The following is a 15,551-nucleotide window of genomic DNA, read 5'->3' as shown; positions in this document are numbered from 1 at the left end:
ACCTTTGTGTTATTAAACAAATAAGAAAACACAAAAATTATGGCACAAGGAAAATGGGAATTAGACGCTGCGCATAGCGAGATAGAATTCAAAGTAAAACACATGATGATCACAAACGTCAAAGGAAACTTTAACAACTTTCAAATAGATCTCGATGCAGAAGATGATACTTTTGATAATGCACTTGCAAAGGTAACTATCAATACCGCGTCAATCAATACACGAAATGAACAACGGGATGGACACTTAAAAAGTGCTGATTTTTTTGACGTAGAAAAATACCCAGCGATAACATTTGAAGCAACAAGCTTAGCGAATGAACAAATCAAAGGAAATCTGACTATCCGTGACGTGACTCGACCTGTTGTTTTTGAATTGGAATTTGCGGGTATTCAGAAAGACCCTTGGGGAAATACCAAAGCTGGATTTATCGTAGAAGGAAAGATCAAACGCTCAGAATTTGGACTTAATTGGAATGCAGCTTTGGAAACAGGCGGTGTGATGGTGAGTGACGACGTAAAATTTAGTGCTGATATCCAGTTTATAAAAGCAAAATAAGAAGTATTTATAAAATAAAATTTGGCAGGAGAGCAAAAATTCGTACTTTTGTCGCGGAGAGTTGGCAGAGTGGTCGAATGCGGCGGTCTTGAAAACCGTTAACTGTCACAGGTTCGGGGGTTCGAATCCCTCACTCTCCGCCACCAAAAATAAAGCCCGACGACAGTCGGGTTTTGTCGTTTATAGACTTTTGCAAACAATGTTTGATCAAAAGTATTAAACGACGAAAAAAATGAACGGAGTGGATGGCTTTATTTTATGGTTAAGCGCCCTCCTTTGGGATCAATCTTATTATCCCTCACTCTCCGCAGAACAAGCCTTCCATATCTGAAAGGCTTTTTTCGTTATATTCAGATTCGAATCAGAAGGGGCAACAATTGTGTAAGCACAATACACAATTCTCCATGTACAATAGAATAAGCCTACAAAGGTCTGTAGGCTATAAATCGTTCGTCAGTAGGTATATCAATAGTACGACCTTTGTTAGATATGTTTATTAACAATATCTTCCAGATCATCCAGATCAAAGGGTTTGGATAGGAAATCATCTGCCCCAGCACGAGCAGCTAATGATTCAATATCGTTATTGGCAGATACATAAATAACCGGAATATGTTTAAACCGGTCATCAGCCTTCAACAGGCGAGTTGCCTCTACTCCCCCAATATTTGGGATCCAATTGTCCATCAAAATAAGATTAGGCTCTGTAGTTTCTACCTTTTGAATAATATCGTGTGAAGTCTCGGAGACTTCAACATGAAACCCCAAATCTGTCAGCACGACTGTTATCACCTCCAAAATAATCGTATCATCTTCAAATATCAGTACAGTTTTTCTTTTACTCATATAGCTTAATTTATGTCTTTTATAGGGGTCTACTTTGGTCTGAATGTCATACCAATTTTTTAAATAGACCTTATTACAACGAATAAAGTTTTTTCCAAATTTTTTGATCACCTACTGCGGTGAAATTTTGCTGTATACTGGAGAACCTTATGGTTTCCTTGCTGCCCAATGCAAGATATCCCAAATTTTCCAGACTTGCATCAAACAGCTTAAAAACGCGGTCTTGTAAATCCTTGTTGAAATAAATCAACACATTCCGGCACAGTATCAATTGAAAGCTGTTAAACGAGGTATCTGACACCAAGTTATGGGTTGATAGGATCATTTTTTGTTTCAGCTCCGGATTAAATTTCGCCCATTCATAATTTGCCGTATAATAATTAGAAAAGTCCTGTTTTCCGCCGGATTCAATATAGTTTTCTGAAAACGACTTAATCTGGCTTAACGGATATATTCCATTACGCGCTATTTCTAACACCCGCGGATTAATATCCGTTGCGTAGATTAATGATTTATGATGGAGATTGGCCTCTTTAAGTAAAATAGCCAACGAATAGGCCTCTTCGCCACTGGAGCAGCCAGCTACCCAGATCCGAATCAATGGATAGGTTCCCAACTGTGGCAAGATCTCCTCTCGCAGCTGCCGGAAAAATAAAGGATCCCTAAACATCTCCGTTAAATTCACCGTAATTTCCTCCACAAAATGCTGCAGAAACTCGGGATCGTCTTTCAATGCGAATCGGAGCTCGGCAAAACTCGCAAATCGGTCATTCGTCATGATTCTATTAATCCTTCTTTTGATCGAAGCCCGACTATACTGTATAAAATCGTAGCCATAGCGCTGATAGATATCTTCCAATAAAATATCGATCTCCTCATCTTTAATTATATTATGGCCTAACATCGCTATATCAATCGTTCTACTTCCGTCAACAGCACATCGACATCAATTGGCTTTGACACATACGCCTGTGCCCCCGCTTCAAGGCATTTTTCCCGATCCCCACTCATTGCCTGTGCTGTCACCGCTATAATCGGAAGATCTTTGATAACAGCGGAACTTCGAATCAAACGAATAGCCTCATATCCATCTATTTCAGGCATCATCATATCCATCAAAACCAATGAAACATTATTTTCAGCTTCCAATAGTTGAATTGCATCCTTTGCTAAAGTACAACTGACCACTTGGTATCCCCTCGCTCTCAAGGTCAAACCGAGCGCAAAAATATTCCGGTTGTCATCGTCTACAATTAATATCACTTTATTTTGATTCATTAACCGCTTTAATTAATTTTCATATAACCATACACGCAACAAAGACAATAGCTGGTCTATATCCACAGGTTTTGAAATATAGTCCGAAGCTCCGGCCTGTATACATTTTTCGCGATCGCCAATCATTGACTTGGCGGTGACCGCAATAATCGGCAAGGTCGCAAATTGAGGTGTTTGTCTGATATTCCTGATCGTTTCATACCCATCCATTTCGGGCATCATCATATCCATCAGCACAATATCAATCGCTTCACCTGAGCGCAATACTTCCAGCGCCTCCTTGCCATCCATTGCTGGAATGACTTGTACCTGAAATTTCTCCAATGCTTTCGTCATCGAAAATATATTGCGCACATCATCGTCCGCCACCAGCACCTTTTTTCCTTTCAGTACATCAGTTAATGCGCCAAGTCCGTTGTTTTTTCGTCGCACATCATCCGAGCTGTTTATCTCAATCAAATGCAGAAATAAGCCGACCTCATCCAAAATCCGTTGATAAGAATGTGCAGTCTTAACAACTACCGAGTCTGCATATTTTTTAATCTTCAGCTCTTCAGACTTTGACAGATTTTTACCTGTAAATATAATGATCGGCAGATTTTCGAGGCCCTCATGCTGTTTGATGGCCTCCAAGGTATTATAGCCCATTTCATCAGGAACACCCATATCTAAGATTACGCAGTCTACTTCAGCAGTACCCAACGCCACGATACTGTCTTCAACATTATCTTTTACTTCAAGTGAAATATTAAAACTACTTAAAAAATAAGCCAATGCGCTAGCATGTTTAGGATTCTCTTCAACAATTAGCACCTTTTTAGGCGATCTGCTCAAAGCAGATTCGATTTTTTGAAAAACAGAAGTCATCTGTTCCAAGGCGACAGGTTTATTGATAAAATCAATAGCACCCTTTAACAAACTCTCCTTCTTCACTTCAAGTGAAGACATGATATGTACCGGAATATGTCTTGTGGTCTTATCTCCTTTTAACTCATCCATTACTGCCCAGCCATCCATGATGGGTAACTGAATATCTAATAGAACCGCCTGTGGGTGATATTTCTTGGCCGCTGGCAGTGCATGATCCCCGCGCACAACAACAACACCCTTGTAGTGCTGACTGTGTGTATATTTCAATAATGCTTTCGCAAAGTTGATATCATCTTCGACAATAAGAATAACCTTATCACTTTCAACAATGCTATCCCGATCATCAGGCAACTCCTCTGGAATACGTATTGTAGCGGGATTATAGACGTCATCCGCCACAAGCTCACGCACCTCCTCTATTTCAGAATGGATCTCTTCTACAAGCAACTCTTCTTTCGTACGCAGCTCCCCGGGCTCTACCGGATGATTCGGAATAACAAATAAGAACGTGCTTCCCTTTCCTTCCTCACTCTCAAGCCTGATTTCACCGCCCAGCAAGCGCGCAATCTCTCTACTGATAGACAAACCTAGTCCTGTCCCTCCAAATTTTCGTCTTGTCGAACCATCCGCCTGTTGGAAAGCCTCAAAAATTATCTTCTGTTTTTCCAGCGGAATCCCTATACCCGAATCGATCACGGCAAAAACAAGCTTATCCTTATCGGTACTATCCTCGTAAATATCCAGTCTCACCTCACCGGCTGCTGTAAATTTAACCGCATTTGAAATCAGATTCCGTAGCACCTGATCAATTCTAAGCCGGTCGCCCTGAAAATTTTTATTGACCCCGGGATCAATATTGATTGTGAAAGTCAGTCCCTTCTCATTGACAATCGGAAGAAATAAATTATTCAGATCTGCCGAGATATCATTTAAATTCAGTGTCGTATACTCCAATGTCATTTTACCCGACTCAATTTTTGAAAGATCCAATATCTCGTCGATCAATGTTAAAAGGCTCGTTCCCGAGCTTTGGATCACTTTAGCCGATTCGATCTGGTCAGCGCTAAGATTGTGTTCATTATTCTCAGATAGCAAACGCGAAAGTAGCAGGATGGAGTTTAACGGTGTACGCAGCTCATGGGACATATTTGCCAAAAACTCCGACTTATATTTGGTACTCAACGCGAGTTCTTCCGCTTTCTGTTGAATTTCCAGGTTACGTTCGGCAATCAATAGATTTTTGTCTTCCAACAGTTTTGAACGTTCTTCAAGTTCTTGGTTTGATTGCATCAATTCCTCATGCTGCACCTTCAGTTCCTCCTCGGACGACTGCAGACGCAAGGTCTGCGCCTCCAATTCCGTATTCAGATTCTCCAGCTCCGCATGCTGCGTCAACAATTCTTCAGATTGTACTTGAGTTTCTTCCAAAAGTGATTGAATTTTAGCCCGGCCCCTCGCCGAAGCGATAGCGATACCAAGTTGTCTGGCACATTCCGTCAGAAATGTTGATTCAATTTCCGCAAACGGCTGACGGTGCCCGATCTCCAGCACACCCAATACCTGATCAGCCAATACAATAGGTACAAAAATAAGGTGCTGTACATTGACCTTTCCACTGGCAAAACTCACGATATAGTCTTCTGTGTTTATATTATTTATAATTTTCGTTTCCCTATCAACAAAGACCTGTCCGACATAACCTTCATTTGGGAGAAAATATTGCTGTGCCTTTGGGTCCAATCCGTAAGCGCCAGATAGTTCAAGTTTTTCCTCATTAAAAACATAAATCGCTCCAGTAATAGCACCTATATAATTGACCAATCCCCTTACCGAATCTGTGGTAAGTATCCGTTCGGTTTTGTTACCGACCAATCCGGTATAAAGATCGGCATATCCCATATGTAACCAGTCGTTATCTTTGAGCTGATCGAATGATTTCTTTAAGGCTTTTGACATCCGGTTAACGGATTTTGCTATCGCGCCAAGGTCGTCTTCCTCAATATCCTCCGCTTTGACATCATAATCCCCTAGCGCAATACGATTAGTGATCTTTTGAACCATATTTAATCTGCGGGCAATCCCTTCATCCTTCTCACGGAGCGACTTTTCCAGTGCTAAGCGTTTAAGAAAGTCTGCCCTTAGCCGAAAATAAAAGTATGCCGTAATTACCAGTGATAGCAATGCACTGATCACAATAAATAAGGTTGTTATAAACGAAGAATTATCTAAATTGATAGATTTCTGATCGATACCATCATCTTCGTAATGAATAATATCCTTAATGATGCTACGGCACTTGTCCATCGCGGATTTGCTCTCGTCCAGCTGCGCCAGACTAACAGTCCCACCGTTCCTTTTGACATTCACCGACTCCTTTAATACGGCTAACCTTTGCTGGGCCGCTGTAAATAAACTATCTACACGAACATTTTGCTCAGGATCTGCTTTCGTAAGCTCCTTTATTTCCTTCAACTCACCCGGCAGGCTCGCTAAAGCCTGATTGAATGGTTCCAGGTAATTCTCCTTCCCCGTGAGCAGATACCCCCTGTTTCCCGTTTCTGCCCCTTGCAGAGAGTTAAGGATAATATTTGATAAACTGATTATTTTTCGGGTAACGGCCAGCTCCTGACGGTGTTTATTCTGTTCTTTAATCCCCAGATACGATGCTGTAGAACTCACCAACAGGGCAAGTAGTGAAAAACCAATTCCTATAGATAAGTTATTAAGTGTTTTATTTGGCATCTGTAGGCAGATTTAATGGTAATGTAAAATAAAATGTGGCCCCTTTGCCGGCAGAACTTTCAACGGCAATTGTACCTTGATGACTACGGATAATTTCCGAACAAATATAAAGGCCTATCCCTAAACCTTGGAAGTCAAAAGAAGTCTCTTCTACACGATAAAACTTATCAAAGACTTCAGATAGTTTGGTTTCAGGTATACCAATTCCAAAATCTATCACACTCACTTTTACAGCGTCATTCATTACGGTACAATCAACGATCACTTTCTCTGTTCCGGCTGCGTATTTATAGGCATTTGTTAAAAAATTGACAAGAACCTGCTCCAGGCGTATCTCATCACCATAGACCATTAAACCCGAGATATCTCCTTGTCTATGTAGTTCCATATTGCTCTGATCATGCGTCTGAACAATAGAATCAATGGCGTTCTGAACCATGCGCTCAAGCGAAAACACCTTTTTATTGATCCCTAATTTTCCATTGTCGATCTTCGATAAATCGAGTAAATCTGTGATCAAACTATTGAGTTTTTCTACCTGATCCTTAACTCTGCCAACATACTTAGCCTCCGCGCAACTTTCGTCGAGACTCAATTTGCGGTCAAGCAATTGCATATAAGCTTTGATGCTCGTCAGCGGCGTTTTCAATTCATGACTTGCAATACTTAAAAACTCATCCTTTTCTTTCTCAGCTTTTTTTTGCCCATCAATATCAGTGAATGTTCCTACCCAATTATTTTCACCGTTTTCTAAAATAGGCCAAACTCTCAACAATTGATAAGAATAACCCAATTCATCCCGCTTTTTGACTCGCACCTCCATTTCCAGGGGTTTGCCGGAAGCAAGGCTCTCCTGCAATTCAGCTGTGATCGATCGGTCATCGGGATGCGTTTCCGGGAATGTGCGCTCACTATCCGAAAATTGAAACCAGCGGCCATTAACAAAACCAATATTCCCCCTATGATCGCAAGTAAAAGCAATTTGCGGTAGTGATTCTAGTAACGTATGTAAATAATCTACTCTTGAAAGAAGTTCTGATTGCGCCTGTTTCCGTCTTTCCACCTCCATTTCCAAGGTTTGTTGGATATCCTTTAAAGCCTGCGTCTGCTCATACAGCCGATAGAATGTCTTGACTTTGAGCATCAGGATATCCGGATCAACAGGTTTGGTTACATAATCCAAACCGCCAGAATCATAACCCTTTGTAATAAAGCGTTTATCTGTATTGACGGCAGACAAGAATATGATAGGCGTCTCCTTGGTCTTACTAAATCCAGCAATGTTCTCGGCAACTTCAAAACCATCCATATCAGGCATCTGCACATCCAATATGATCAAGGCATAATTATATTTTAAAATCTTCTTTAAAGCCTCTTCACCAGATTGGGCAGTATCAACTTTAAAATTTTTGGATTCTAATAACTTTTGTAACGAATAAATATTATCTGGGTTGTCATCGACTATTAATATCATAGAGAGCTAAAACTAAGAATCAAAGTAAACAAATGTAAAAAAATTAACCGAATCCACCCTACAATCACTTCAGGCAAAAAATTTCATTATACCCGCAATTTAAAAACTAGGATCGACTTTCGCTAAAAAATAAACAAAACTTTAACTTATCAATACCTGTTTGAATACATAACATGCTATAAATAGAAATCATGTAGTTAAAAATAAGAGCTCGATATGATTCAATTCACATCAAAAGGACTTTACTGTATTCCGGGTAAATTTTACCTTGATCCATGGCAACCAGTTGATCTTGCCATCATTACGCACGGACATGCAGATCATGCGCGCCCAGGTATGAAAAAGTATCTCTGTCATCATTTCACGGTTGGAGTCCTAAAAAGTCGCATTGGACCTGACATTCAAGTTGAAGGGCTAGCTTACAACCAAGCCATTCAGATTAATGGTGTAAAAATTTCTTTACATCCTGCTGGGCATATCATTGGCTCGGCGCAAATACGAATGGAATACAAAGGCAAAGTAATTGTTTTTACTGGTGATTACAAGATCCAGGAGGATGGCCTCTCCACCCCATTTGAACCCGTAAAATGTCATGAGCTAATTACTGAAAGTACCTTCGGTCTGCCGATCTATCGCTGGGAAAGTGTTGAAACGCAAAATCAACGCTTGAATGCATGGATCACACACAACCAGGGATACAAAAAGACATCCGTATTTATTGGTTATTCATTAGGCAAGTCCCAAAGGATATTAAACGCAGTAAAGGATATGGGCGAAATATATGTACACTACAGTATCGCCAAATTAAATATGGCCTATAGTGATGCTGGTATAAAATTACCACCTTATCAATTGATCGACCCGATGACAGACATGAAACAACTAGACGGCAAGATCGTATTGCTACCACCGGCATTACTCGATACGCAACTGCTCCAAAAGATACCACATGTTGCCTATGCGATCTGCTCCGGCTGGATGCAAATCCGTGGTGCACGAAGATGGCGCAGTGCAGATGCAGGTTTCGCCATCAGCGATCATGCGGACTGGAACGGATTGCTGCAGGCCGTGAAGGAAAGTGGCGCCGAAAAAGTGTATGTAACCCATGGACAGACAGCCTCATTCAGCAAATATCTGAATGAAATAGGTATTGAAGCCGAAGAGGTAAATACAAATTACGGAGAAGAATTAAGCGTATGATAGAATTTGCAACATTGGTCAATGCGCTGGATAGCACCAATAAAGCCAGCTTAAAAAAAGAAGCGATCATCCGCTTTCTAAGCTTTGCACCTGAGAAAGACAAACTTTGGTTTCTAGCCCTAATGACTGGCAAAAGGCCTAGGCGTCCAATTTCCACCAAAGAACTTAAAACTTGGGTACTGGAAATTACCAATATCCCAGAATGGTTGTTTGTAGAATGTTATGCTGCTGTCGGTGATCTCTCCGAAACCTTAGCACTAATACTGCCCCCCGCATCTGAAAAAATAAGCAAAAGTCTCAGTGAATGGATGGAAGACATCCTGCAGTTGGCAAATGCTTCAATGGCAGAAAAAAAAGCATTTGTGCTCGCTTCCTGGAATAGGCTAAACACTATTGAGCGTTTTATTTTTAATAAATTGCTTGGCGGCAGCTTCCGCTTAGGGGTTTCTTCCAAAGGGCTAATAAATACGATTGCGACACATTTCCAGATCGAACCAAGCATTGTCACCCATAGTATTATGGGTGAATGGAACCCTCATGACTACGCATTTGACAAACTCGTCCGAGGTGAATATAGCAATACAAACCTTTCAAAACCTTATCCCTTCTGTCTGGCGTACCCTATTGAAAAGGAAGTGGAAGAACTCGGTCTGATCGCGGAATGGCAATACGAATACAAATGGGACGGTATACGCGGACAGCTGATCAAACGAGGCGACGAAATCTTCATTTGGTCAAGAGGCGAGGAACTTGTCAACATACAGTTCCCCGAGATTACTGATGTGCTCAAAAAATGGAAAGGGAGCTTTGTTCTAGATGGCGAAATCTTGGCTGCAAAAGACGGTCAAATATTGAATTTTAATGAACTACAAAAAAGGATCAATCGTAAGCTAATTTCCAGGACTTTACGTGAAGAAGTCCCCATTGTTGTATACCTTTATGACCTATTGGAATTGGATGGTCAAGATCTCCGATCTGAGCCGCTGCAAGACAGACGCAAGCTATTGGAACAGTTGTACCAACACAATGTTGGTCCTACGATACTATTGTCTCCGCTTATTCCTTGCGAAAAATGGGCTGATCTACGGATCTTACAAGCTGCATCGCGTGAGCTAAACAGTGAAGGTATTATGCTTAAAAAGAAAGACTCCGTTTATTATGTTGGCCGAAAAAAAGGTGGTTGGTGGAAATGGAAAGTCAACCCCATGACCATCGATGCGGTGTTGATATATGCGCAGAAAGGCAGTGGACGAAGAAGTGCGCATTATACAGACTATACCTTCGCGGTTAAAGATGGTGATCATTTAGTAAGTATCGCAAAAGCATATTCAGGCCTTACAGATAAAGAAATACTTGAGGTTAGCCGCTATATTCGGCAAAATGCACTGGAGAAATTCGGGCCAGTAAGAACTGTCAAACCGGAGCTGGTATTTGAAATTGCCTTTGAAGGAATAGGCTACAGTAAACGCCACAAATCTGGTGTAGCTTTGCGTTTCCCACGAATTTTGCGTTGGCGTAAGGACAAGAAGGCAGCCGATATAGATACCTTGGAAAACATCAAAAAATTAATAACATAAATTGAGTCAGAAGATAATACATAGTGAAGGATTCAAGATCGTCAATCGCTATTTTGAATCCTTGGGTAATACCCCTTTTGGCTTCCAGATTAGGACCTGGGATCGGTACATGCGGGGATACAGCGGAATGGTGATTGCTCCTACAGGATTTGGTAAGACATTTTCGGTATTTATGGCTGTCTTGATCGACTACATGAATCATCCTGAACGTTACCAAAAAGGATTAAAGTTACTTTGGATCACACCTTTGCGCTCCTTGGCAAAGGATTTGGCCAAAGCAATGCAGACCGCTATAGACGATATCGGATTAGATTGGATTGTACAGGTACGTAATGGGGACACTGACCCAAAGGTCAGAGCGCAACAGACCAAAGCAATGCCCGATATTCTTTTGGTGACTCCTGAAAGCCTTCATCTCTTGCTCGCCCAAAAACAACGTGACAAATATTTCAAGAATATACGCTGCATTACTGTAGATGAATGGCACGAACTTATTGGAAATAAACGTGGTGTCATGGTAGAACTGGCATTATCATACTTAAAACACCAACATAAAAATCTCCAGATTTGGGGCATCACCGCCACCATAGGTAATCTGGACCAAGCAATGGATGTACTGTTGCCAGGAGAAAAAAAGAGCGTGCAGATTGTCGCAAAGGAGAAAAAGAAAATTGTAATCAAATCGATCTATCCAGAGAAAGTTGAACTTCTTCCCTGGGCAGGCCATCTTGGTGGCAATCTCGTGAATCAGGTCATCCCTATCATCCTGGAAAGCAAAAGCACCATCCTTTTCACCAATACTCGTAGTCAAAGTGAACTATGGTATCAGCTATTGCTGCAAGCACATCCAGATTTTGCAGGACAGATTGCGCTGCATCACAGCTCAGTAGATGCCCACATCCGCGAATGGATTGAAGAAAATCTGAGCAGTGGAAAGCTAAAAGCAGTGGTATCTACTTCATCCCTGGATCTGGGCGTGGATTTTAAGCCCGTGGACACTGTGATTCAAATCGGATCAAGCAAAGGGGTAGCCAGATTTATGCAACGCGCCGGAAGAAGTGGCCACAGCCCTTTTGAAACATCGATCATCTACTTTGTCCCGACACATTCCCTGGAGCTCATTGAAGTGGCCGCATTAAAGGAAGCTGTCAAAACCCAAACGATAGAAAACCGCGACCCCATGGTCCAAAGTTTTGATGTGTTGGTGCAATTTATGGTCACGATCGCTCTCGGGGGTGGCTTCCAATCAACAGAACTTTATCAGATCGTTTCCAAGACCCATGCCTTCAACTACATGGAAGATGAGGAATGGCAGTGGTGCATGTACTTTATCACCGCAGGTGGCAAAATCGGCAAGCGCTATGAGGAATTTCACAAAGTAGTACAAGACGGTGATGGCAACTGGATTATAAAAAATAGACGCATTGCCCTTCTCCATCGATTGAATATCGGTGCTATTGTTGGTGACGCCATGATGCGTGTAAAATTCCTCTCAGGTGGATATATTGGTATGATTGAAGAATATTTTATCAGCAAATTGAAGAAAGGCGAACGATTTAACCTTGCTGGGCGAATTCTTGAACTTGTTATGGTCAAGGATATGACCGTATTTGTAAAAAACTCATCCGGTAAAGCCATCACACCAAGCTGGCTAGGAGGTAGATTGCCCCTATCTTCAAATCTGAGCCATTTTCTTCGCAAAAAACTTGCAGAAGCTATAGCTCCCAACAATGCCGAAAAAGAACTACGCTTCCTTTCACCGTTGATCCAGAAGCAGCAAAGCCTTTCGGCTGTGCCTAATGAATCAGAATTTCTTGTCGAACACATCAAGACCAACGAGGGTAATCATTTGTTTTTCTATCCACTGGAGGGTCGATTGATCCATGAAGTCATGGCCGCCTTGATCGCTTACCGCATCAGCAAACGTTATCCCATTAGCTTCTCCATGGCAATGAACGACTATGGTTTTGAACTCTATTCCGACCAAGAAATCCAATTGGACCAAACGCAATTAACAGAGATCTTGAGTCGGGAAAATCTTATGCAGGACGTGATCAGTAGCATCAACTCCGCGGAAATGGCGAGCCGTAAATTTCGCGATATTGCTGTAATTTCCGGATTGGTAGTACAAAACTATCCCGGAACACAACAAAACAACAAATCCTTACAAGCTTCCTCCGGAATTATATTTCGTGTTTTGATGGATCATGATCCTGACAATCTATTATTAAAACAGGCTTTTACCGAAGTGTTCAATCAACAACTCGAAGAATACCGTCTGATAAAAGCATTTGAAAGGATAAACAATAGCCAAATCATCTATACCTTTGTAGAGGAATATACACCACTAAGTTTTCCGATCAAAGTGGACAGTTTACGTCAGTCCCTTTCTAGTGAAGCGTTGATCGAACGAATTCAACGCATGGAGCATGCAAATAAATCAAACCGTGGACGAAGAAAATGAATATACAGGAACAGCACATTACATTCAATAAACAAAAACTTATCCTTAATAATCAACGCACTATCTTTTGGCCGAAGCAGAACACCCTCATTCTATCTGACCTTCATCTTGGTAAAGCTGCGCATTTCCGTAAAAATGGAATTCCGATTCCTTCAGATATAGCTAGCCTCGACCTGCAAAGACTAGCTTCTTTAATTGATTACTACCGAGCAGAAAACATTTTGGTTGTCGGTGATCTTATTCATGCGGGCATCAATCAGGAAGTCCTTCTACTGGAAGAATTTAAACAAAACCATGCCAGTCTCAATTTTCATTTGGTCATAGGCAACCATGATAGACAGGTGGAAAAATTAGCTAAGCAGATTAATATAATCTATCATCACGACAAATTCGAAATGGAGCAAATCCACTTTGTACACGAACCGGCAATAGATCGTTCGGTTTTCACCATCAGTGGACATATTCATCCAGGCGTCAGTATCAAGCTTCCACCGAACAAGCATCTCCGTCTGCCCTGTTTTTGGGTTTCAGCGCAACAGATTATTCTACCTGCATTTAGCAAGTTTACGGGACTGGATAGCCGAAAAATGTCAGAAGAATACGCTTGCTATGCTTTGCACGAAGAAATAATCCTCCCACTAAAGAATAGCTAGTTACATTTTAAGTTCACCTGGGGAAATTCCATAGTATTTTTTAAAGGCGCTACTAAAGTTATTCTGATGGCCATATCCGGTCAACAAAGCAACCTCATAAACTGTCATCTTATCATCCAATAGGTAACTTTTAGCCTTTTCCATGCGGATTCTCGTTAAATAATCATGGATGGTCACCGAAAAATATTCCTTAAAATCCTTTCGCAGCTTACTTTCACTTGTCAATACCTCTGCCGCCAGTTCTTTTTGTGTCGGCGGATTGGCAATACGCTGTTCGAGAATCTGCCGCGCCATTTCTAGACGTTGTACATCCTCTTCGTGGAATAAAGAGACAACCTGTTCACTTTTCTCGTTGTACTGCTCAAATTGATACATCAGCAACTCAACAATACGAGATTCGGTATGAAGCCTTCGTATCTCACCTTTTTTCTTGGATTCAATAAGTTCTGCTATAGTATGCTGCATCTCATAGGTTGCCATCAGATCTTCTTCTGAAAACGATGTATACTCCCCTTTTTCGATTTCATGCACAAACTGCTGGTGTAATAACGAATCCCGCTTAATAAGATTCAGGTAATATTCCTTGGATATAACAGCAATAAAATACGTATAATCAATACCGGGTTCCACTTGATGAACCGATTTAACAGAAGGAATATATCGGATATTATGCCTACTCATCCCATAGGTCAATTTACTGGCCGCAGGTTTAAAAAATATAAATTGACTGGTAATGGTCTCCCCTTCGATCTCGGTCAATATTTGAACAGGCCGATCAAATTGCATTTTCGAATGCAATATAAATAAGCCCGATGTAGAGAGCTGAAAATTCTCCATGTGAACGGGCTCCGTATGGATTGTGATTTTATTTTCAACCAAAGGCTTGTCAGGCACATAGCCATCTGGTATTTCTTCTTCAAAAAGCCAATCACCCAACTCAACTATTTTACTTTTCACCAACATGATTTCAATCCAAATAAGCCCGAAGCAATTAAAATTAACAAATTAGAGCGGTAATTAAAAATTATTTATAATCTATCTAAATAATTTTTTTAAGAAATAAAAAAATAGAAGCCATCGGATCTACTCTAGATCAATCTCCATCTCCTCCAATTGAACATAAGGTTTCAATGTACGTGGATTCATGATCACATTGGATTCAACCGAAAAAATCGTATAGATTTCCTTTTGCGCTAAAACCTCCACGGGCGTTCCATGAAAGAGTTTACGTCCATGTTTAAGCATCAAGATCCGGTCGGCATACATTGCTGCAAAATTAACGTCATGGACAATCAAAATAACCATAAACCCCTTACGGGCCAGTGCTCTGGCTATAGCAAGCACTTTTTGCTGATAATGTAAGTCTAAGGCAGAGATAGGTTCATCCAATAATAAAAGGGCATCCGGATTATCCCATATCTGTGCTAAGACACGGGCAAGATGAACCCTTTGTTGTTCCCCTCCTGAGAGGCTCAGAAAATCCCGATCGGCAAAAGCGGTCACACCACAGAGTTCCATCGTCTCGGCCACCACCTTATAGTCATGCGCTGTAGGAGTATTTCTATAATGGGGATATCTGCCCATTAAAACAATCTCTTCCACCTTAAAACTCAATGTCATCTGTTGCTGCTGACTTAACAGCGCCCTGCATTTGGATAAGGTTGCTGCATCATACGCAGACAACGGCTTTCCATTAAAATGGATCTGCCCAGAATCAGGTTTTTTCTCCCCACATAATACCCCCATCAGGGTGGACTTCCCTGCCCCATTGGCACCAAGTACAGCCAAAATCTCACCTTTACGTACCTGAAAGGTAATGTCTTTTAGCAGTTTTCGGCCTTTCAGCTCATAGTTGATTTTCTCTACACGCAACATAAGACAATATTATT

The 15,551-nt window shown here is 41.2% G+C and carries 12 protein-coding genes and 1 tRNA gene; 6 read left to right on the top strand and 7 right to left on the bottom strand.

The features are described 5' to 3' along the window. The first annotated feature begins 39 nt into the window (after positions 1-39). Entirely contained in the window at positions 40-558 is a 519-nt protein-coding gene (locus tag LC454_RS14720) for a YceI family protein (protein ID WP_223583252.1), read from the top strand. A gap of 55 nt (positions 559-613) precedes the next feature. After that, positions 614-701 (top strand) — tRNA-Ser (locus LC454_RS14715). Positions 702-1,041: 340 nt separating this feature from the next. Here LC454_RS14715 and LC454_RS14710 read toward each other — a convergent pair. From LC454_RS14710 to LC454_RS14690, 5 genes are all read right to left on the bottom strand, one after another. Next, entirely contained in the window at positions 1,042-1,404 is a 363-nt protein-coding gene (locus LC454_RS14710; protein ID WP_120257351.1) for a PleD family two-component system response regulator, read from the bottom strand. Between the two features lie 73 nt (positions 1,405-1,477). Further along, entirely contained in the window at positions 1,478-2,308 is an 831-nt protein-coding gene (locus LC454_RS14705) for a CheR family methyltransferase (protein ID WP_223583251.1), read from the bottom strand. Between the two features lie 2 nt (positions 2,309-2,310). Next, entirely contained in the window at positions 2,311-2,682 is a 372-nt protein-coding gene (locus LC454_RS14700; RefSeq protein ID WP_223583250.1) for a response regulator, read from the bottom strand. 12 nt (positions 2,683-2,694) lie between these two features. Further along, positions 2,695-6,294: a response regulator gene (locus LC454_RS14695; RefSeq protein WP_223583249.1), complete on the bottom strand. Its 3,600-nt coding sequence runs from the start codon at positions 6,292-6,294 to the stop codon at positions 2,695-2,697. Then, positions 6,284-7,768, bottom strand: a complete 1,485-nt coding sequence (locus LC454_RS14690) for an ATP-binding protein (RefSeq protein ID WP_223583248.1) — start codon at positions 7,766-7,768, stop codon at positions 6,284-6,286. The genes LC454_RS14695 and LC454_RS14690 overlap by 11 nt, the downstream gene beginning before the upstream one ends. A 216-nt stretch (positions 7,769-7,984) precedes the next feature. On the opposite strand from LC454_RS14690, the gene LC454_RS14685 reads away from it, so the two are divergent. Genes LC454_RS14685 through pdeM form a run of 4 tightly spaced genes read left to right on the top strand, consistent with a single transcriptional unit; the run spans position 7,985 to position 13,662 of the window. Continuing rightward, positions 7,985-8,968: a ligase-associated DNA damage response exonuclease gene (locus tag LC454_RS14685; protein WP_223583247.1), complete on the top strand. Its 984-nt coding sequence runs from the start codon at positions 7,985-7,987 to the stop codon at positions 8,966-8,968. Beyond that, positions 8,965-10,545, top strand: a complete 1,581-nt coding sequence (locus tag LC454_RS14680) for an ATP-dependent DNA ligase (RefSeq protein WP_223583246.1) — start codon at positions 8,965-8,967, stop codon at positions 10,543-10,545. Before LC454_RS14685 ends, LC454_RS14680 begins: the two co-directional genes overlap by 4 nt. Position 10,546: 1 nt before the next feature. Then, a complete protein-coding gene (locus tag LC454_RS14675) occupies positions 10,547-13,009 on the top strand; it encodes a ligase-associated DNA damage response DEXH box helicase (protein ID WP_223583245.1) in 2,463 nt (820 codons plus the stop codon). Continuing rightward, the gene (gene pdeM / locus LC454_RS14670; protein WP_223583244.1) at positions 13,006-13,662 is read left to right on the top strand and encodes a ligase-associated DNA damage response endonuclease PdeM; all 657 of its coding nucleotides are present in this window, start codon (positions 13,006-13,008) and stop codon (positions 13,660-13,662) included. Before LC454_RS14675 ends, pdeM begins: the two co-directional genes overlap by 4 nt. Here pdeM and LC454_RS14665 read toward each other — a convergent pair whose 3' ends face one another. Together LC454_RS14665 and LC454_RS14660 are read right to left on the bottom strand one after the other, a co-directional pair. Then, positions 13,663-14,625 (bottom strand): helix-turn-helix transcriptional regulator, encoded by a 963-nt coding sequence (locus LC454_RS14665; RefSeq protein ID WP_223583243.1) that lies wholly within the window; start codon positions 14,623-14,625, stop codon positions 13,663-13,665. Between the two features lie 120 nt (positions 14,626-14,745). Then, the gene (locus LC454_RS14660; RefSeq protein WP_223583242.1) at positions 14,746-15,537 is read right to left on the bottom strand and encodes a heme ABC transporter ATP-binding protein; all 792 of its coding nucleotides are present in this window, start codon (positions 15,535-15,537) and stop codon (positions 14,746-14,748) included. Between the last annotated feature and the right edge of the window lie 14 nt (positions 15,538-15,551).

Source organism: Sphingobacterium sp. GVS05A (genome assembly GCF_019969845.1).
Taxonomy (GTDB): Bacteria; Bacteroidota; Bacteroidia; order Sphingobacteriales; family Sphingobacteriaceae; genus Sphingobacterium.
The sequence above is the reverse complement of the archived record's forward strand: the minus strand, read 5'-3'. Positions and strand labels throughout refer to the sequence as shown.